A 19,449-nucleotide genomic window follows, 5' to 3' on the forward strand; every position below is an offset into this window, starting at 1 on the left:
CCCCGTGATGCGCCGCCCCCCCCGCCGCTCCCGCGGTGGCGCGGGGCCCCCGCCCCGCCCGCCACCGGGCGCGGGCCCCCCCCCCCCCGGGGGGGGCGGCGCCCCTCGGCTTGTGTATCCGTCCGGCTGTCAGGCGGACTTGCGGCTGTCCCGCGGATGCACGGCAATGTTCATGGCGCCGGAACGCAGGACTGCGAGCCTTTCGGCCAGCACTTCCTCCAGCTCCTCGCGGGTGCGTCGCTCCATGAGCATGTCCCAGTGCGTTCGCGCGGGCTTGCCCTTCTTCTCTTCGGGCCCATCCCCGTCCACCAGGAGTGCCATGGCGCCGCACGCCTTGCACTCCCACTCCGGCGGAATTTCTGCCTCAACCGAGAACGGCATCTCAAATCGATGTCCGTTCTGGCATGCGTACTCCACCGCCTGGCGCGGGGCCAGATCGATGCCGCGGTCCGTCTCGTAGCTGGTAACCACGAGGCGCGTACCGCGGAGAGCTCGCTCACTCATGAATCGTGCCTCCCGGGCTTGTCGCCCACAGGACAGGTGTCGCTGTCGTCGTCATCCGGTCAACGTCCGGTCGGCGGTATAGATTCCCGCTCCGGGTCATGCGTCGCCCGTCGTACCGCCCCTTGTTGTACCCACCAGTGCCCGTTTTGTCACATCTGGCAGCAGATGTCACCCAACGTCCATGCTTCTCGAGCGCGCAGTAACGGTCCGCCTGGCAGGCCAAAGGCGTACACTACCGGCCCTTTGCTTCAACGTCTAAATTCGTTCGGAATTCGTTCGTGGATCCGGGCGGTGCGCACTCGCGGACCCACGCTCAGATCCGCTCCGGTACAGGATTGCCTGCCGCCTCGACCGCGCGCCGCACCGGCACTCGCGCCAGCAGCACGAATCCCAGTGCGAAGAAGACCACCAGCGAGATGATCGCGTCCCGGTAGCTGCCCGTGAGCTGGTACGTGAGGCCGAACACCAGGGGCCCCACCCAGCTCAGGCCGCGGTCGCTCATCTCGTACGCCGAGAAGTACTCGGCCTCCTTGCCCGCCGGCACCAGGTGCGAGAACAGCGACCGCGACAGCGCCTGGCTGCCGCCCAGCACCAGCCCGATCATCGCGGCGAGCGCGAAGAACCACACCGGGGTCCGGGCCGGAAGGAAGTAGCCGGCCGCCAGCGTCACCGCCCACGCGGCCAGCGAACCCAGGATCGTCCGCTTGGCGCCGTGGATCCGGGCGAGACGACCCATGCCCAGGGCGCCCGCCACCGCCAGGATCTGCACCAGCAGCACGGCGCCGATCAGGGTGGACTGCTCCAGCTCCAGCTCCTCCGAGCCGTAGATGGAGGCCTGGGAGATCACGGTCTGCACGCCGTCGTTGTAGATCAGGTACGCCAGCAGGAACGACAGGGTCAGCGGGTAGCGCCGCATGTCCTTCAGGGTGGCGACGAGTTGCTTCCAGCCGCTGACGGCCGGAGCCGCCCCCGGCTCCCGTACCACGGCCCGGTCCCGCAGCCGGCGCAGCGGGATCAGCGCGAAGGCCCCCCACCACAGACCCGCGGAGGCCAGGCAGATCCGGATCGCCATGCCCTCGGAGAGGCCGAACGAGTCGTGCCCCATGTAGAGCACCAGGTTCACCACCAGCATCACCGAGCCGGCGGTGTAGCCGAAGGCCCAGCCCCGCGAGGAGACGGTGTCCCGCTCGTCGGGGGTGGAGATCTGCGGCAGATAGGCGTTGTAGAGCACCATCGAGACCGACAGGGAGGCGTTCGCCACGATGAGCAGCAGGCCGCCCAGCAGATAGCGCTCACCGCCCAGGAAGAACATTCCGGCGGTCGCCACGGCGCCCGTGTACGCGGCCGCCGCCAGCAGGGGCTTCTTGCGCCCGGTCCGGTCGGCGGCGGCCCCCACCAGCGGCATCAGCAGGACCGCCAGGATCACCGAGGCGGAGACGGAGTAGGCGAAGAAGGATCCGGCGCGCACCGGGATGCCCAGCGGGTGGACGAAGCCTTCGGCGTCCGCGGCGGACTTGGCCACGGCGGTCAGGTAGGGCCCGAGGAACACCGTCAGGACGCTCGCCGAGTAGACGGAGACGGCGAAGTCGTAGAAGTACCAGCCCCGCTGCTCGCGCTTGCGCTCGGCGGTCGCGGCGGAGGCGACCGCCGAGCCGCCCGCCGCTCTGTCGTCCTCCGAACCGGGTTCCGCTTCCTCGGTCCTGCTGCTCTCTTCCGCACTCATGCGGTGTCCCCCTCGCTGGTCCCGTTCGGCAACGGCGTCCCGGGCCGGGCAGCGGGTGAAGGGCGAGTCAGGCCCAGGCCCCACGCCGGTCCAGCACCGTGCGCAAGATGTCGATCCGGTCGGTCATGATGCCATCGACACCCAGGTCGAGGAGAGCCTCCATGCGTTCCGGTTCGTTCACGGTCCAGACGTGCACCTGGAGTCCCCGCTCGTGCGCGGTCCGTACGAACCGGCGGTCGACCACGCGGATGCCGGCCTGGGTCTCCGGGACCTGCGCCGCCACCGCGCCCACGCGCAGCGCCGCGGGGATCGCGTACGAGCGCAGCCGCAGGCCGAGCACCCCGCGCACGCCGTAGGAGGTCGCCAGTCGGGGTCCGGCGATCTTCTGGGCGCGGGCCACCCGGCTCTCCGAGAAGGAGCTCACGCAGACCCGGTCCCAGATCCCGGCCCGGGCGATCAGGTTGACCAGCGGGTGCAGGGCGGATTCGGCTTTGATGTCGATGTTCCAGCGGGCGTCCGGGAACTCCTCCAGAAGCTCCTCGAAGAGCGGCAGCGGCTCGGTGCCCGCCACGCGGGCCTCGCGGACCCGCTTCCAGGGCAGCTCGGCGATCCGTCCCTGGCCGTCGGTGACCCGGTCCAGTGTGGAGTCGTGGAAGGCGACGAGTTTCCCGTCCACCGTGGCGTGCACATCGGTCTCGAAGTACCGGTAGCCCGCTTCGGCGGCCCGGCGGAAGGCGGCGGCGGTGTTCTCCAGCCCGTCCGCGGCACCGCCCCGGTGCGCGAAGGGGATCGGAGCCGGGTGGTCCAGATACGGATGGCGAAGGCGTACGTGCGTCACGGCGGCAGTATGCCCCCTGTCACCCGTGGGGAGGGTGCGGCCCGATGGCTGCGTGATGAACGGCGCGCCGCCGCGGCCGTCCGGATCGGACCGCCGAGCACGCGGGTCCCCCCACCCCTGGCCCAGGTGGACCCCGACATGACAGGGTGTGGGGGCGGAAGCAAGCCAATACCGTCCACCTCCCGGGGTCGGGCGGGGCCAATTCGACGAAGGTGGACCGGACAGCATGGCCGAATGGACCTCAGCGGTCGGTGCCGCACAGCTCGCCCGTCTCGTCACCTCCCAGCAGGAACGGGCCGGTGTCCCCGGGGCCCGCAAGCTGCCGGCCTACCGGACCCTCGCCGACGGCATCCGCCTGCTCGTCCTCGAAGGTCGAGTCCCGGTGGCCGCCCGGCTGCCCGCCGAGCGGGAACTGGCCGTCGCCCTGTCCCTCAGCCGCACCACCGTCGCGGCCGCCTACGAAGCCCTGCGCGGCGAGGGGTTCCTGGAGTCCCGGCGCGGCGCCGGCAGCTGGACCTCCGTACCGGCCGGGAACCCGCTGCCCGCCCGGGGGCTCGAACCGCTGCCGCCCGAGTCCCTCGGCTCGATGATCGACCTCGGCTGCGCCGCGCTCCCGGCCCCCGAGCCCTGGCTCACCAAGGCCGTCCAGGGCGCCCTGGAGGAGCTGCCGCCGTACGCGCACACCCACGGGGACTACCCGGCGGGGCTGCCGGCGCTGCGCCGGATGCTCGCCGACCGCTACACCGAACAGGGCATTCCGACCATGCCCGAGCAGATCATGGTCACCACCGGCGCGATGGGCGCCATCGACGCCATCTGCAGCCTCTTCGCCGGCCGTGGGGAGCGGATCGCCGTCGAGTCCCCCTCCTACGCCAACATCCTGCAACTGATGCGCGCCGCGGGGGTGCGCCTCGTACCCGTCGCCATGGCCGACGGCCTCAGCGGCTGGGACATGGACGTCTGGCGGCAGGTGCTGCGCGATTCGGCCCCGCGCCTCGCGTACGTGGTCGCCGACTTCCACAACCCGACCGGGGCCCTGGCCTCCGAGGACCAGCGCCGCGCGATGGTGGAGGCCGCCCGCTCGGCCGGCACCGTCCTGGTGGCCGACGAGACCATGCTGGAGCTGAAGCTGGACCCGGACCTGGAGATGCCCCGCCCGGTGTGCTCCTTCGACCCGGCGGGCAGCACGGTCATCACCGTCGGCTCCGCCAGCAAGGCGTTCTGGGCGGGCATGCGGATCGGCTGGGTCCGAGCCGCCCCCGACGTGATCCGCAGCCTGGTCGCCGCCCGCGCCTACGCCGACCTGGGCACGCCGGTGCTGGAACAGCTCGCGGTGAACTGGCTGATGCGGACCGGGGGCTGGCAGCAGGCCGTCGGGATCCGCCGCGAGCAGGCCCGGGAGAACCGTGACGCGCTGGTCGCGGCGGTCCGCCGGGAGCTGCCGGACTGGGAGTTCGAGGTGCCCCAGGGCGGGTTGACCCTGTGGGCCCGCGCGGGCGGGCTGTCGGGCTCGCGGCTCGCCGAGGTGGGGGAGCGGGTCGGCGTACGGGTTCCCTCGGGGCCGAGGTTCGGTGTGGACGGAGCCTTCGAGGGCTACGTCCGGCTGCCGTTCACCGTGGGCGGGCCGGTGGCCGACGAGGCCGCCTCCCGCCTGGCGGCGGCGGCCCGGCTGGTCGGCACGGGCGCGGGCGGCAGCGGCGCGGAGCCGCCGCGCACGTTCGTGGCGTAGTCGGCCCGCCGGCGGCCGTACGCCGGACCGCACCGGCCCCCGCTCCGCGACGGCTACGGCGCCTCCGCCGCCACCTCCGGGTGTGGTTCGAGGGCCGGCGCCCGGAGCGACTTGGCCGACAGGAGGCGGACCGGGCCCGACCGGCGCTCCGGCAGCAGCTCCAGTACGGCCTGGCGGTACGCCGGGTGCGTGGCCTCGTCGTACGGGTCCGGGGTGGCGGGCACCTGGAGCCGGTGCACGGGCCCGGTGCCGAGCCGGGCGTACCCGCGTCCCGGCGGTACCTGGGCCGCCGGGGTGGTGTGCGGCGGCAGCCCCAGTACGTCCGCGACCTGCTGGACGGCGGCGGGCCCGAGCACGACGCGGGCGCGGGTGTGCTGCCAGACGGCGTCGTGCAGCAGCTCCAGGTGCCCGAACTGTTCGGCCACCACCACCGTGACGTGCGCGGGCCGGCCGTGCCGCAGCGGCACCTGCAACTGGGCCAGCGGGTCGGGGCCGCCTTCGGCGACGGCGAGGTGGGCCAGCACGCTCGGCTGGTCCAGCAGGATCCACAGGGGGCGGCGGGTGTCCTCGGGGGCGGGCCGTCCGACCTCGCGGGCGCGATGGGTGGCGATGAGCCGGCGTTCGGTCTCCTGCGCGGCCCATTCCAGGGTGGCCTGCGCCCCGGTCGGCCCGCATTCCACGGCGAGGACGCCGGCCCGGCCGGACAGGCACGCGTACTCGCCGCTGCCGCCGCCGTCGACGACCAGTACGTCGCCCCCCTGCCGCAGGGCCTGCAGGGCGACGGAGCGCAGCAGGGTGGAGGTGCCGCTGCCGGGTTGGCCGACGGCCAGCAGGTGGGGCTCGGTGGAGCGGGGTCCGGTGCGCCAGATCACCGGGGGTACGTCCCGGGGCTCGTCGCCCTCCAGGACGGGCAGGGTGCGTTGCACGCCGCCGGCGTCGGTGAAGCCGAGGACGGTCTCGCCGGGGGAGGTGACGAACGGCTGGGCGGCGATGCCCGTCGGCAGCGCCGCCAGCACCCTCAGGTCGAGCTGGTTGCCCTCCTCGTCCCAGTCGAAGAGATACTCCCGTCCGCGTCCGGACTTGGCGTGCAGCAGTGCCTCGATCCGGGCCCGTGAGGTGGCCTCGCCGTCGGTGAAGTAGGCCGGGTAGCGGATGTGGAGCCGGGTGACGCGGCCTGCCTCGTCGAACTCGTAGCCGCTGAAGGCCTTGTCCCAGTCCCCGCCGTGGGCGAAGAGTGGACTCGGGTCCTCCGGGATGGAGAAGTACGGCACGAGGGCTTCGTAGAGGGAGCCGAGCCGTTCGGTCTCGGCCTCGCTGGGTCCGGTCTTCGCCGGGGTGCGGTCGCGTCCGTACCAGGCCGCCGCCGCCATGAGGGTGATCAGGGCGAGGAGAGGTCCGTAGGGGACGAGGGCGACCACGAGGACGCAGGCCGCCGCGAGGAACAGCGCGGGACCACGCTTGTCCTTGGGGGTCTGCGACCACCGGCGCCGTCCGGTCGCGGCCAGGATGCGCAGGCCGCGTCCGATGACGAGGAGCGGATGGAGGACGTCCGTGGCGCTGTCGGCGGCCGTGCGAGCGAGGTCGCGGCCCCGGGCCAGCGACATGGTGCCGCTGCTGAGGATGCGGGGAAGTGGGCGCCGGGCCACGGGCGTCTCCTGGAGTTGTGGGTGTGACGGTGTTCCGGGTGCTGCTGGTGTCGCTGGGTGATGGCCGGGCTAGAGCTTGATCCCGCCGAGCAGGCTCGCGAGGCTCGCCGTGCTCGCCGTGATGCTCGGGGCGATGGCGGAACCGGCGAGGAAGAAGCCGAAGAGCGAGCAGACGAACGCGTGCGTCAGCTTCATCCCGTCCTTCTTGAAGAAGAGGAAGCAGATGATGCCGAGCAGGACCACGCCTGAGATGGACAGGACCATGAGGTTTTCTCCTGGTTGGTGGGGACAGTCACCATCAGTTGTTCCAGGCTCACAGGAAGTATCAATGCGACAAAAGGTGCATACGGGTGAATTCAAGGGTTTTTCACTTGACCGGCTCAGCCTGGGTGGCGTGCCCGGCGCACGGTGCGTCGAGGGTGATCATTGCCTCGGCCCGACCCGGACATGTGCAGGCCAGGGCGCTACCCTGACGATTCACCCGTACGGAGGCAATGCCGTGCACCCCCCTGCCCGCCCGGCCCCGGCCGGGTCCTCGACGTCGTGACGGGCGGGCGGACCATGTCAGCAACGAGTGAAAGGCGGTACGAACCATGAGCGAGCACGCAGCGGAGGGCTCCGGTTCCCAGGACGTCCCCGACGAGGACGTCATCGAGCTGGCCACCAAGATCTTCGACCTCGCCCGCCAGGGTGAGACCGAGGCGCTCACCGCCTACCTGGACGCCGGGGTCCCGGCGAACCTCACCAACGACCGCGGCGACACCCTGGTCATGCTCGCCGCCTACCACGGCCACGCCGACGCCGTGTCGGCCCTGCTGGCCCGCGGCGCCGAGGCCGACCGCGCCAACGACCGCGGCCAGACCCCGCTCGCCGGCGCCGTCTTCAAGGGCGAGGAGGCCGTCATCCGCGCGCTGCTCGCCGGCGGGGCCGACCCGAAGGCCGGAACCCCCTCCGCCGTGGACACGGCGCGCATGTTCGCCAAGGCCGACCTGCTGGAACTTTTCGGAGCTGAGTAGTCCGGTTTTGCCTGGGATCTGGCCCGGCCTGGGCACATCCGGACCTCACAGGTTGGTCACGGCGGCCATAAATGTGGTCGCGGCGCACAAACCGGCTGGGTCATCATGGCGTCGGATTCGATTCGCGAGCACGGGGGACGGGCAGAAGCGGGCAGGACACGAAGGGTGTGCCGGCCCGGCCCGGCCTCCATGGTCACGAAGCACCGACGAGAGTGAGAAGGCAATGGTCTACATCGAGCGGAACATGACGGCGGACGTCCTCACATGCTGTTACGCGGCCCTGTGAATCCCGATTCCCGGTTGCGTCCCCAGCTTGATTTGAGGCCATTCCCATGTTCGAACCAGTCATAGCGCCGAGCGGTACCCTGCTCGGGCTCCTCCAGCGGGGCCGTGGCGACGGCACGCTGCACGCACTCGCGGCACCCAGGGCGGAGGCCCTCGAGGCCCTCAACCAGTGCGTGCTCCGCGATCCGCGCCAGGACTGGCAGGTCGAGAACCGCTCCTTGTACTACGCCCGGCTGTACCTGGACCTCGCCGGTCCCCTGGGCGAGATCGAGGCCCACCTCTTCAGCGCCGACGACCTCGTCGACGAGGAGGACCACCGCACGGGCCTCGCCCTGTCCGTCCTCGGCCACCTGGCCTCCTACGGCCGCGACGACGCGCTCATGCTGCTGCGTCGTTACGCCGCCTCCGGGGCGAACTGGGCCTGGGCACTCGACGAGCTGGCCCTGCGCGACGACGACGAAGGCCTGCGGTCCCTGGCCGCGGCCGTCCTCGCCCGCTTCCCCGCCACGGCGGAGGGCGAGGCGCGGCTGGCCGCCGCCGTCCGCGATGCCTACGAGCCCCGCCCGTGGAGCCTGTGGGAGGAGATCCCCCAGTACGGGGAGCGCCTGCGCGCCGCCCGTCAGCAGGGCTCCTTCGACCGCTGGCAGCGCCAGATGACCCCGAGCGGCCCCCGGCCCGGCTGGGGCGTCCAGGCCGTCTTCGACTGGGCCGCCGACGGGCTGCGCCGCGGTACCCCGCTGCACGTCCCCGCCGCCCGCTGTCTCGCCGCGGTCGCCCAGCCCGAGGACCGCTCCGCCATCCTCGCGGCCGCCGCCGGAGCCGACGGGGAGGCCGCCCGGGCCACCGCCCTGCACCACCTGGTCCTCGCCGAACCGGACAACCCGGCCGTGCTGGACCTCATCGAAGCCGCCGCCGACGAGCCCGCCGTGGCCGCCTACGAGCGCATGTGCGGCCCCGAGGCCGTCGAACGGGCCCGACGCTGGGTCCACCGCCCCGACGCGCTCGGCGAGGCCGCCGCGGCCACCCTGGCCGCCCGCGGCGCGGCCGAGGACGCGAACCTGGTCCTGGGCGCCCTGCGCTCCACCGTGCGCGGAGCCGGACCGGACACCCGCCGCCTGTTCGCCCTGGTCGACGGGGCCGGTCGGCTCGCCATCGGCTGCGCGGCCCCCGTGCTGCGCCACATCTACCGCGAGACCGCCTCGTCCCACCTGCGCGGCCGGGCCGCACGGGCCCTGGCCAGCACCGATCCCTCGTTCGCGGCGGGCTTCGCCGTCGAATGCCTGTGGGACTGCGAGGAGACCACCCGCGAGGTGGCCGCCCACCACGCCGAGACGGCCGACGCCCGCGTCGCCCCGCGCCTGCGCCGCCTGGCCGCCGATCCGGCGGAGGAGGAGGACGTGCAGTCCGCCGTCCGCAGCCGCATCGCCCCGGAGTCGGCCGTGTAGCCGCGCCGACCCGCCCCGACACGCACACGGCCCGGCCCCTGACGAGAGGGGGCCGGGCCGTGTGCTGTGACGGTCTGCCGTCACGGGGTGGACGGGGGCGCCAGGGGGGTAGGGGGGCGGGGGGTTCCGGTGGGTCGCCCCAACCGCTGCTCCGCCAGGAAGGCCTCCCGGGCGTCGGCCGAGCAGTTCGGGACGTGTTCGTTCGACACGACCCCGAAGGCGAGAGATCCGGCGGTCCGGTCTCGTGTCGTGGGCTGCGCACCCGGTTCCTCCCCTGCACAGGGGACCCGGTCGGCCCCCTCACCCGGTACTTGGCCGCAGCCCCCGAAAGCGTTTCATCGGGCCCGCACGAACCTCACCGGCACCCCCGGCCGGGCCTGTGCCGCCGCGTCCAGGGCCGGGCCGGGCGGGACCACGCCCACCACCGGGTAGCCGCCCGTCACCGGGTGATCGGCCAGGAACACCACCGGCAGCCCGTCCGGCGGCACCTGGACCGCGCCCAGCACCATGCCCTCGCTCGGCAGCTCGCCCGCCCGGGCGCGGACCAGCGCGGAGCCCGCCTCCGTGCGCAGGCCGATGCGGTTGGACGACGCAGAGACGCGGAACGCCAAGCGCCACAGCCCGGCGAGGGAGGTCTCGGTGAACCAGTCCGCCCGCGGCCCGAGCCGCAGCGGGAGCAGCAGCTCCGGAGGCGGCCCGGGCAGGCCGCAGACATCCGCCGCCGCCGGCCGGGCCGGGGCCGGGCCCGGCGGACCCACCGGCAGCGGCATCCCGGCCGCCAGGACCGGCGGCCCCAGCCCCGACAGCAGGTCCGTGGAGCGACTGCCCAGGACCGGCGGGCCGGCCAGGCCTCCCCGCACCGCGACGTAGCAGCGCACTCCCGACTCCGCCCGGCCCACCTCCAGCTCCGCCCCGGCCGGGAGCCGGACCGGCGCCCCCCAGGCCACCGGGCGACCGGAGATCCGTACCGGACAGGGCGCGCCGGTGACCGCCACGACGGTCGGAGCCAGGGCCCGCAGCCCGACCCCGTCCAGGGTCGTCTCCAGCGCCGCCGCGCCCGGCGCGTTGCCGACCAGCCGGTTGGCCAGCGCGTACGCCGCGGTGTCGAGCGCCCCCGAGCGCGGGACCCCCAGGTGCGCGTACCCGGGGCGGCCCCGGTCCTGGACCGTGGTCAGCGCTCCCGGCCGTACCACCAGCAACCCCTCAGCCACGTCCGTCGCCCTCCTGCGTGAACCGGACGCGGACCCCGGGCGCGAAGAGCGCGGCCGGATCCCGCCGTGGGTCCCACAGCACCGCGTCCGTGAAGCCGATCAGCTGCCAGCCGCCGGGGGAGGAGCGCGGGTACACCCCCGCGTACTCGCCGGCCAGCGCCAGCGAGCCCGCCGGGACGGCCGTACGGGGCGACGCGCGGCGAGGGACGTGGAACCGCTCCGGCAGCCCCGTCAGATAGCCGAAGCCCGGCGCGAACCCGCAGAAGGCCACCCGGAAGTCGGTGGCCCCGACGATCCCCGCGACCTCACGCGGGGCGACCCCCCACGACCGGGCCACCTCCACCAGGTCCGGGCCGTCGAACCACACCGGGACGGTGATCTGCGGTCCCTGCGTCGGCGCGAGCGGCGGCACCTCCCAGCGCGCGATCCGGGCCCCGAGCGCGGCCGGGTCCCGTACGCCGTCCAGCAGCACCGTCCGTGCGGCCGGCACCAGCTCTTGTACGGGCCCCAGCTCGCCCGCGTCCCGGCGGCGCAGCAACTCGGCGTGCAGCGCGGCCACCTCGTGCGCCGAGTCCAGCTCGATCAGCAGCGCCGCGGCGCCCACCACGAGGGGCCTCACGCGAAGGCCTCCACCCGGACCCCGGCCGCGCCCAAGGCCTCCCGGACCCGGCGGGCGAGCCCGGCCGCGCCCGGGGTGTCCCCGTGCAGGCACAACGAGCGCGCGGCCACCCGGACCGTCGACCCGTCGGCCGCCGTCACCGCCCCCTCGGCCGCCATCCGGACGGCCCGCGCGACGACCGCCTCCGGGTCGTGCAGCACGGCATCCGGCTCGCCGCGCGGGACCAGCGTCCCGGCGGGCGTGTAGGCACGGTCGGCGAAAGCCTCCGGTACGGGCGCCAGCCCGGCCTGCGCGGCGGCGACGAGCAGCAGCGACCCGGGCAGCCCCAGCACCGGCAGGCCCCCGGTGGCGCCGGACCCGGCCGCCAGCCGGACGCCCGCCACCACGGCGGCGGCCTGGCCGGCGTCGTGCACGGTGCGGTTGTAGAGCGCGCCGTGCGGTTTCACGTAGGACACCCGGGAGCCGGCCGCCCGCGCGAACACCTCCAAGGCCCCGATCTGGTAGGCCACCTCGTCGGCGAGCTCGCCGGGCGGCACGTCCATCGAACGCCGTCCGAAGCCCGCCAGATCCCGGTAGGACACCTGCGCGCCGATCCGTACGCCCCGCTCCGCGGCCAGCTCGCAGACCCGGCGCATGATGGAGGGGTCGCCGGCATGGAAGCCGCAGGCCACGTTGGCGCTCGTGACGACGGAGAGCAGGGCCTCGTCGTCGGTGAGCGTCCAGCGCCCGAAGCCCTCGCCGAGGTCGGCGTTGAGGTCGATCACAGCAGCGGATGCGATCATGGAATCCATGCGCCGAGCGTAGAGCAGACGGCCCGGGCGAATGCCGGGACGATCCGGCCGAACCATGCCGTTTGGGATGTTGTCAGTAACAGGACCTAGTCTTTGTCCGTGACTCTCCCTGCCCCGGCGAAGACCCTTCCGTCCCCGGCGCCGGGCCCGGCCGCCGACGAGGGCCTGGCCCGGCGGCTGCGCGCCCTCGCCTGCACCGCCCCGCTGCACGACCTCGACGTCCGCAAGGCCAATCTGGCCGGCGAGTACGGGGTCTACGCCATGGCGGAGGTCGCGCTGGCCGCGATCGACCTGGTCACGCTCAACATGGACTTCGACACGGGCGCCGACCACGAGCAGATAGTGGCCAGGCTGCTGCCGCGCGTCGCGGCCCAGGCACCGTCCCGCCCGGCGGCCGAGCACGAGCGGGTGGCCCGCTGGGTGCTGGAGAACCTGATCAACGTCGGCAGCGTGGACCGCGGATTCCGTGCCATCTACGGCACCTTCGGCCCCGACGGCGTCTACGTGCGCCGGGACTACGACTTCAAGCTGATCGAAGAGGTCCCCGGCTACGGCGGCGTGGTCTACCTGCGCACCACCGACGAGGCCGTCAACGTTCTCGTCGGCGCCCTCGACACCGACGTCACCAGCGCCCAGATCGCTGCCGAGGTCAAGCTGGAGGTGCTGATCAGCCGCGGGCGGCTGGCCGACGCCCAGCTCGCCGCCGAGCAGGCCCGCTACCGGACCGTCCAGTACGCCGAGACCCTGCGCCGCACCCTGGACGCGACCCGCCGCAACGTCCGGGCGGTGGACTGGCTCCAGGCCGTGCCCGACATGATCGCCGAGGCCCTGGACCACGTCGCCGACCGCTACCGGCACGAGAACGCGATCCTGACCAACATCCGCAAGGCGCGCGACGAGGCGGAGGAGCCCGAGAACAAGCGGCGCGCGGCCGAACTCGTCGACATCGTCAAGGACTGCATCCGCCGGCACACCCAGCTCCAGTCCCGGCTGCTGGACGCCGGCCCGCTGTTCCGCGCCGAGCAGGACCGCCAGGCCTTCGCGGCCCCGGCGCCCCGCTCCGGCATCGACCTCTACGGCCAGCTCGTCGCCCCCCTCCTGCCGCTGCCGCTGGAGCGGGCGAGCCGGGTGACCGCCGCCTTCTTCGCCTCCGGCGCCGGGCTGCGCACCCCCGTCTCGGTGCGGGTGGCCGACCTGGTCGAGATCCTGCTCACCCCGCCGGTGGAGCGCGAGCACCTCGGCGCGGAGATGCCGGAGCCGGACCTCATCGCCACCCCGGACGACAGCCGCTTCAGCGAGGAGCAGCTCGCGGCCGCGATGGAGCTCCTGGACCTCCCGCACGACGCCCCGCGCCGACTGTCCGGACTGCTCGCGGAGGCCCGCCGCAGCGATCCGGAACTGCCCTACCTGGTGGCCCTGCTGGCCGTCCACGCGGCGAGCCCGGCCGTCGGCACCGCCTACCGGCAGGGCGAGGAGCGGCTGCTCTTCGCCGTGGACGACGGCACGCAGCTCGACGACCCCGAGTTCGGCGGCGCCGACCTCATCGTCGGCACCGCCCTCCTGGACGCCGCCGGCATGGCCGCCGACCGAGCGGAGGCCTCGTGACCGCCGCTGCCTCGGCCGGGCCGCCGTGCCGGGCCGCTTCAGCCCCGCCGGCTCCGCATCCAGCCTGGCCGGCTTCGCATCCAGCCCCGCCGGCGTTTGAGGCGCGGGGTCCGGGGCGGAGCCCCAGGGAACCCGGCTCCGCCGGGCACCGGGCTCTGCCCGGACCTTCCCCCAGCTACCGCCGGCAGGTGCCCCCTGCTCAGCATGTGCCCCCTGCTCAACCGCCGGCGAGGCTGAATCCGCCGGAACCGTCTGGTCCGCGCCGCGGCCCCGCAGGCAGCAGCCGTACCCGTACCACCCGAACGACCCGTACCGCCGAGGAGACCCACCCGTGAGCGACCACCACGCCGAGCACCCCGCGTGGAGCGAGCCCGACGCGCCGTCGGCTCCCGTCGCGCCCGCCACCACAGGGTCCGTGACCCCCGCCGACGCCGCCGACGCGGCCCGGCTCGTCGCGTTCGGGCTGCAGCCCAAGCTGCTCCCCGCCCGGGACGCCGAGTACGCCGAACTGCTCCGCCGCTACCGCGAGGACCCCGCCTTCGGTCGGCTCGCCGACGCCGTCGCCACCGGCCTCGGCCTCGTCGTCCTGGAGGTGTCCCCGCGCGCCGGCATGGCCGTGGCCGCCGGCGAGGACTCCGTCTTCGCCGTCCGGATGGGCGACTACGCCCGCCGCACCGCCGCCGACTCCGCCGACCGCTTCCTGCACGGCCTCGCGCACCTGGCGGTGGCCGCCCTGGCCTTCCCGCGCCCCGAGGACCTCGCCGACGACGGCTACATCGGCCGCGTCACCGTCAACGGCGTCGACGCCTTCGTCCGGCAGACCTGCCGCCGCCTGGAGGAGCGCGCCGAAGAGCTCGGCGAGAACACCGACCCGGCCTCCGACGCCCCCGGACTGGAGGCCGCCTGGCGCGTCTACGCCCGCCGCAGCGCGACCGGCGCCACCAAGGACGCCCGCCGCCTCGCCGGCTCCACCACCGGCATCGTCGGCAAGGCGGCCGCCTTCCTCACCGACTCCGGCTTCCTCCAGCGCACCGGGGACGAGGCCGGAGGCACCTACCGCACCACCCCCCGCTACCAGCTCCAGGTCCGTGACATGGCGGGCAGCGCGGCGATGGCCGAGCTCCTGGAGCTCGGCGTGGTCCCCGTCAGCGACGGCTCCGCCACTCTCCTGCCGCCGCCCGAGGGCGACGACCTGGACCTGGCCGCCGACGCCGGACTCCCGTTCCACGCCTGAGCCCCCGGGCCCCACGGCCCGCGCCCCGATCCCCGTACGTCCTGCCTCACCAAGACACCACGAGAGTCCGCCGCCATGTACGAGCTGTCCCGGATCCGCCTCTACTCCATCGGGCCCGCCGGTGCGCGCTACGCCGACACCGTGCTCGACCTGCGCGGAGTCGGCGAGCCGGTGCCCCACCCGGCGCCGACGCAGGCGGAGTTCTTCGAGGACGAGCCCACCGGCCCGCCGCGCCGGCCCGCGCCCGCCGGTGTGCTCTTCCTGGAGAACGGCGGCGGCAAGTCCGTCCTCCTCAAGCTGATCTTCTCGGTGATGCTCCCGGGCCACCGCAACACCCTCGGCGGCGCCAGCTCCGGCGTGCTGCGCAAGTTCCTCCTCGCCGACGACTGCGGCCACGTCGCCCTGGAGTGGCAGCACACCCAGACCGGCGAGTGCGTCGTCGTCGGCAAGGTCAGCGAATGGCGCGGCCGCCAGGTCTCCAACGACCCCCGCAAGTTCGCCGAGGCCTGGTACTCCTTCCGCCCCGGCCCCGGCCTGAGCCTGGACAGCCTGCCCGTCGCCGAGGCCACCTCCGTCCGCCCGCCCGTCGAGGGTGCCTCCGGGGCCCAGGGACGCCGCCGCACGATGAAGGGCTTCCGTGACTCCCTGACCGAGGCGGGCAAGGCGTACCCGCACCTGGAGGTGTACTTCGAGGAGATCCACGACCGCTGGAACGAGCATCTCACCGAGCTGGGCCTCGACCCCGAACTCTTCCGCTACCAGCGCGAGATGAACGCCGACGAGGGCGAGGCGGCCGGCCTCTTCGCGGTCAAGAAGGACTCCGACTTCACCGACCTCCTGCTGCGCGCCGTCACCGACACCCGCGACACGGACGGCCTCGCCGACCTCGTCCACGGCTTCGGCAACAAGCTCGGCCGCCGCGCCGAGCTCATGGCCGAACGGGACTTCACCGCCGGCTCGGTCGACCTGCTCACCCGCATCGTCGAGGCCGCAGCGGCCCGCTCCCGACTGCGTGACGTGCACGCCGGCGCGGAACGCCGTACGCGTACCCTCGCCCGGCGGCTGTCCGCCCGAGCCGCCGAGGAACGCGGCCGGGCCGCCGATCTCGCCCAGCGGGTCACCGGCGCCGCCCACCAGGTCACCGCGGCGGAATCCGCCCGTACCCGCAGCGCCGCCGTCTCCGCCGAACTCGCCTACCGGCACGCCTCGCTGGCGCTGACCGTCGCCGACAAGGCCGCCGCCGCCCAGCGTCGCGAACTCCTCGAAGCCCGCACGCTGCACTCCGCCTGGCAGGCCGCCGAGAACGTGCTGCGCCACCGGGCCGCCGCCGACCGCTCCGCCCGCGTCGCCGCCGCGATCCTGGAGGCCGAGCGGGACGCCGCCCCGGCGCTGGCCGCCCGCGCCACCGCCGCCGGTGAGCTCGTCCGGGCCCTGCACACCGCCGCCGAGCACGGTGAACGGCTCGCCAACGAGGAGGAGGAGCGGTCCGCCGCCCTCCAGGCCACCGGCGAGGCCTCGCACCGCGACGCCACCGCCGCCGCCACGGCCGCCCAGCGGGCCCGCAGCGAGGCCGAGCACCTGCGCTCCCGGCTGGCCGAGGTCCAGCAGGAGACCGCCGAGGCCGTGCGCGCCGGCTGGCTCGACGACACCGCCCCCGACGTCGACCCGGCCCGTGCGGCCCTCGCCGCCACCGACGCCGAGAAGACGGCCGTGGCCGCCTGGGACGAGTCCCGGGAGGCCGCGCGGGCCGCCGCCGAGGCCGCCCGGGAGGCCGCCGCCGCGGAATCCCGCGCCGAGCTCACCGCCGCCCGTGCGGCGGACGCCGCCGACGCGGCCGAGGCCGCCCACGACGCGGAGTACCGGGCCGCGGCCTCCCTCGCCACCGCGCCCCGCCTGGCGGAGCTGCTCGGGCTGCCGTCGGTTCCCGACGCCTTCCTCCCGCACCCGCGCGCCGGCGCGCAGGCCGACGCCGCCGTCGCGGCCACCGCCTCCGGCGCGGTCGGGCGCCCGGGTACCGCCGGTGCCGCGGCCCCCGCCCCCACCGGGACCGCCGGGGCCGAAGGCCTGACCGTCGCCGACCTCGATCGCAACGCCGACGACCTGCGCACCCTGCTGACGGACGGGGTCGCCGCGGCCGAGCGCCAGCTCTTCGAGCTGCGCACCGCCGCCGCCGACGACGCCCGCATCCTCGGCGCGCTCGGCGACGGCGGGCTGCTGCCGCCCGGCCCGGACGTCCTGGCCACCGTGGAGTACCTCGGCGAGCACGGCATTCCCGCCCTCCCCGGCTGGCGCTACCTCGCCCAGTCCGTGGACCCCGCCGACCACGCCGCCGTTCTCGCGGCCCGCCCCGAACTCGTCGACGGCGTGGTCATCACCGACCCCGACACCCACGGCCGGGCCCGTGAAGTGCTGTCCGGCGCCGCCCTGCTGCCCCGCTCCACCGTCGCCGTCGGCACGGCCGCCGCCCTGCTGGCCCCGCTGCCTCCCGCCGGCGACGGGGCCGACTCCGGGGTCTTCCTCGTCCCGCCGAACCCGGCCATGCACGACGAGGGCGCCGCCGACGAGGAGCGCCAGGCGCTGCGCGCCCGCGCCGCCGCCCGCGACACCGAGATCCGAGACCTCGCCGCCCGCCTCGGTGGCGACCGCGAACTCGCCGCCCGCCTGGGCTCCTGGCGCACCGGCTGCCCGCCCGGCCGCCTGACCGAACTCGCGGAAGCGGCCGCCGCCGCCCGGATGTTCGCCGAGGAGACCGACGCCGAGCTCGCGGAGGCCCGTACCGTACGCGCCGAGGCCGACGAGGCCGCCGCCGACGCCTCCCGGGTCCGCGAGGAGCGTCAGGACACCGCCCAGCGTGCCCGCCGCGTCGCCGACGCCCTCGCCGGGCTCGCCTTCCGGCTGCGCGAACGCGCCGGCTGGCAGGCCAAGCTCCGCGAACTCGCCGACGACGCCGCCGAGTCCGAGGCCCGCGCCGAGGTGTGCCTCGACCGTGCCCGCGCCGCCGACGAGGACCGCCGGGCCGCCCAGCGCGCGGCGGACGACGCCCGCCGCACGGCCCGCGCCCTGCGTGCGGAGCGCGCCGAGATCGCCGGCGCCCCCGACCAGCTGCCCGACGGGGACGGCGACACCCCCCGGGCGCCGCTGCCCGACCTGCGCGAGGCCTACCGCGCGGCCTCCCAGCTCTACGAGAAGGTCGGCGTCGGCGCCGACCTGCGTGCCGAGCAGGCCCGCGCCGAGAGCGACGAGAGCGCCGCCCTGGCCGAACTCGACCGCCTCACCAACAAGGTCCGTACCCGGGCCGCCCAGCTCCTCGAAGGAACCGACGGAGCCGACGGCCCCTCCCGGCAGGCCGCGGCCGCCCGCGCCGAGTCCCTCGTGCAGATGCTGGAGACCCGCGCGTCCACCGCGAGCGAGCAGCTCGGCCGACTGCGCGGCGAGGCCGAACGGCACGCCCCCACCGAGGGGGAGGCCCACACCGAACTCCCCGAGGAGCTCGTCCCCGAGGACGTCGACCAGGCCCAGGCCCTGCTGCGTACGGCCACCGCCCAGCTCGCGGCCCACACCGCGGCCGTGGAGAGCGCCCGGGCCGCCCACGCGGACCTGCTGCGCGCCCACCGCACGGCCGAGGACGGCGCCGGCGGCTTCGACGAGACCGGGGCGCTGCTCAGGGACCTGCTGCGCGACCACACCCACCAGGACGACGAGCAGGAGCCGGCACCCCACGCGGGCACCCTGGAGGAGGCCCGCCAGTCCGCCACCGAGGCCCGCCGTTCCCTGCGCGGCTGCGCGGCCGAGCTCTCGGCCGCCGACTCCGCGGTGCGCGAGGCGAGCGACATCCTGGTCCGGCACGCCAACGCCACCCGCTACGAGCAGGTACGCACCCCCGCGCGCCAGCAGATCCGCGAACTGCCCGCCTCCGCGCTGCCCGAGCACGCGGCGGCCTGGGCGGCCGCCTTCGCGCCCCGGCTGCGCGTCCTCACCGACGAACTGGCCCAACTGGAGCGCAACCGCGACAGCATCGTCGACCGCCTGCGCGGCCTCGTCGAATCGGCCCTGGCCACGCTCCGCTCCGCGCAGCGGCTCTCGCAGCTCCCCGAGGGCCTCGGAGAATGGTCGGGTCAGGAGTTCCTCCGCATCCGCTTCGAGGAGCCGGACCAGGCCACGCTCACCGAGCGACTCGGCGAGGTCATCGACGAGGCGACCCGCGCGGCCGTGAAGAAGAACAGCAGCGCCTCCTTCGGCGAGGGCCGGCGCGACGGAATGTCCCTGCTGCTGAGGGGGGTCCAGGCGGCCCTGGAGCCCAAGGGCATCTCCGTGGAGATCCTCAAGCCGGACGCGGTGCTGCGCGCCGAGCGGGTGCCGGTGGGGCAGATGGGCGACGTGTTCTCCGGCGGGCAGCTGCTGACCGCCGCGATCGCGCTGTACTGCACGATGGCGGCGCTGCGCAGCAACGACCGCGGCCGCGACAAGCACCGGCACGCGGGCACGCTGTTCCTCGACAACCCGATCGGCCGCGCCAACGCCACGTACCTGCTGGAGCTCCAGCGGGCCGTCTCGGACGCGCTCGGCGTCCAACTGCTGTACACGACGGGCCTGTTCGATACCACCGCCCTCGCCGAGTTCCCGCTGGTGATCCGCCTGCGCAACGACGCGGACCTGCGGGCGGGCCTGAAGTACATCAGCGTCGAGGAACACCTGCGCCCGGGCCTGCCGCAGCAGTCCGCGGAGGCGGAGACCATCCACGGCGAGATCACGGCCACCCGGATGTTCCGCCGCGGCGGCGTTTCCTGACACGAGAGGACGGCA

14 protein-coding genes are annotated in these 19,449 nt (G+C 74.6%); 6 read left to right on the forward strand and 8 right to left on the reverse strand.

Features of this window, described 5'->3' with window-relative positions; all coding sequences use genetic code 11:
* Positions 1–129: 129 nt before the first annotated feature.
* From ACGFYY_RS38605 to ACGFYY_RS38615, 3 genes are all read right to left on the reverse strand, one after another.
* Entirely contained in the window at positions 130–504 is a 375-nt protein-coding gene (locus tag ACGFYY_RS38605; RefSeq protein ID WP_007262928.1) for an RNA polymerase-binding protein RbpA, read from the reverse strand.
* 313 nt (positions 505–817) lie between these two features.
* On the reverse strand, positions 818–2,227 hold the full coding sequence (locus ACGFYY_RS38610) for an MFS transporter (RefSeq protein WP_393716851.1): 1,410 nt from the start codon (positions 2,225–2,227) through the stop codon (positions 818–820).
* Positions 2,228–2,294: 67 nt separating this feature from the next.
* Positions 2,295–3,065 (reverse strand): glycerophosphodiester phosphodiesterase family protein, encoded by a 771-nt coding sequence (locus ACGFYY_RS38615; RefSeq protein WP_365280862.1) that lies wholly within the window; start codon positions 3,063–3,065, stop codon positions 2,295–2,297.
* 226 nt (positions 3,066–3,291) lie between these two features.
* Here ACGFYY_RS38615 and ACGFYY_RS38620 point away from each other — a divergent pair, with 226 nt between their 5' ends.
* A complete protein-coding gene (locus ACGFYY_RS38620) occupies positions 3,292–4,794 on the forward strand; it encodes a PLP-dependent aminotransferase family protein (RefSeq protein WP_393716854.1) in 1,503 nt (500 codons plus the stop codon).
* Between the two features lie 53 nt (positions 4,795–4,847).
* Here ACGFYY_RS38620 and ACGFYY_RS38625 read toward each other — a convergent pair whose 3' ends face one another.
* Positions 4,848–6,440: a hypothetical protein gene (locus ACGFYY_RS38625; RefSeq protein ID WP_393716856.1), complete on the reverse strand. Its 1,593-nt coding sequence runs from the start codon at positions 6,438–6,440 to the stop codon at positions 4,848–4,850.
* Positions 6,441–6,509: 69 nt separating this feature from the next.
* On the reverse strand, positions 6,510–6,704 hold the full coding sequence (locus ACGFYY_RS38630) for a hypothetical protein (RefSeq protein WP_030031218.1): 195 nt from the start codon (positions 6,702–6,704) through the stop codon (positions 6,510–6,512).
* Between the two features lie 329 nt (positions 6,705–7,033).
* Here ACGFYY_RS38630 and ACGFYY_RS38635 point away from each other — a divergent pair, with 329 nt between their 5' ends.
* Together ACGFYY_RS38635 and ACGFYY_RS38640 are read left to right on the forward strand one after the other, a co-directional pair.
* A complete protein-coding gene (locus ACGFYY_RS38635) occupies positions 7,034–7,456 on the forward strand; it encodes an ankyrin repeat domain-containing protein (RefSeq protein ID WP_328964140.1) in 423 nt (140 codons plus the stop codon).
* A 332-nt stretch (positions 7,457–7,788) separates the two neighbouring features.
* Positions 7,789–9,186 (forward strand): HEAT repeat domain-containing protein, encoded by a 1,398-nt coding sequence (locus tag ACGFYY_RS38640; protein WP_393716859.1) that lies wholly within the window; start codon positions 7,789–7,791, stop codon positions 9,184–9,186.
* Positions 9,187–9,521: 335 nt separating this feature from the next.
* On the opposite strand, the gene ACGFYY_RS38645 is transcribed toward ACGFYY_RS38640, so the two are convergent.
* The 3 genes from ACGFYY_RS38645 to ACGFYY_RS38655 are packed head-to-tail and all read right to left on the reverse strand — an operon-like array spanning position 9,522 to position 11,780.
* Entirely contained in the window at positions 9,522–10,397 is an 876-nt protein-coding gene (locus ACGFYY_RS38645) for a biotin-dependent carboxyltransferase family protein (RefSeq protein ID WP_393716861.1), read from the reverse strand.
* On the reverse strand, positions 10,390–11,016 hold the full coding sequence (locus ACGFYY_RS38650; RefSeq protein WP_393716863.1) for an allophanate hydrolase subunit 1: 627 nt from the start codon (positions 11,014–11,016) through the stop codon (positions 10,390–10,392). Before ACGFYY_RS38650 ends, ACGFYY_RS38645 begins: the two co-directional genes overlap by 8 nt.
* Positions 11,013–11,780, reverse strand: coding sequence for a LamB/YcsF family protein (locus ACGFYY_RS38655; RefSeq protein ID WP_393716889.1), 768 nt, complete (start codon positions 11,778–11,780; stop codon positions 11,013–11,015). Before ACGFYY_RS38655 ends, ACGFYY_RS38650 begins: the two co-directional genes overlap by 4 nt.
* Positions 11,781–11,906: 126 nt before the next feature.
* Here ACGFYY_RS38655 and ACGFYY_RS38660 point away from each other — a divergent pair, with 126 nt between their 5' ends.
* The 3 genes from ACGFYY_RS38660 to ACGFYY_RS38670 all read left to right on the forward strand — a co-directional run bounded on the left by ACGFYY_RS38660 (position 11,907) and on the right by ACGFYY_RS38670 (position 19,434).
* Positions 11,907–13,412, forward strand: coding sequence for a hypothetical protein (locus tag ACGFYY_RS38660; protein WP_393716865.1), 1,506 nt, complete (start codon positions 11,907–11,909; stop codon positions 13,410–13,412).
* Between the two features lie 331 nt (positions 13,413–13,743).
* Positions 13,744–14,646: a hypothetical protein gene (locus ACGFYY_RS38665; RefSeq protein WP_393716867.1), complete on the forward strand. Its 903-nt coding sequence runs from the start codon at positions 13,744–13,746 to the stop codon at positions 14,644–14,646.
* A 75-nt stretch (positions 14,647–14,721) separates the two neighbouring features.
* Positions 14,722–19,434 carry a hypothetical protein gene (locus ACGFYY_RS38670; protein ID WP_393716869.1) on the forward strand — a complete coding sequence of 1,571 codons (4,713 nt, stop codon included), beginning with the start codon at positions 14,722–14,724 and terminating at the stop codon, positions 19,432–19,434.
* Positions 19,435–19,449: the final 15 nt, after the last annotated feature.

Source organism: Streptomyces sp. NPDC048331 (genome assembly GCF_043201215.1).
Lineage (GTDB): Bacteria > Actinomycetota > Actinomycetes > Streptomycetales > Streptomycetaceae > Streptomyces.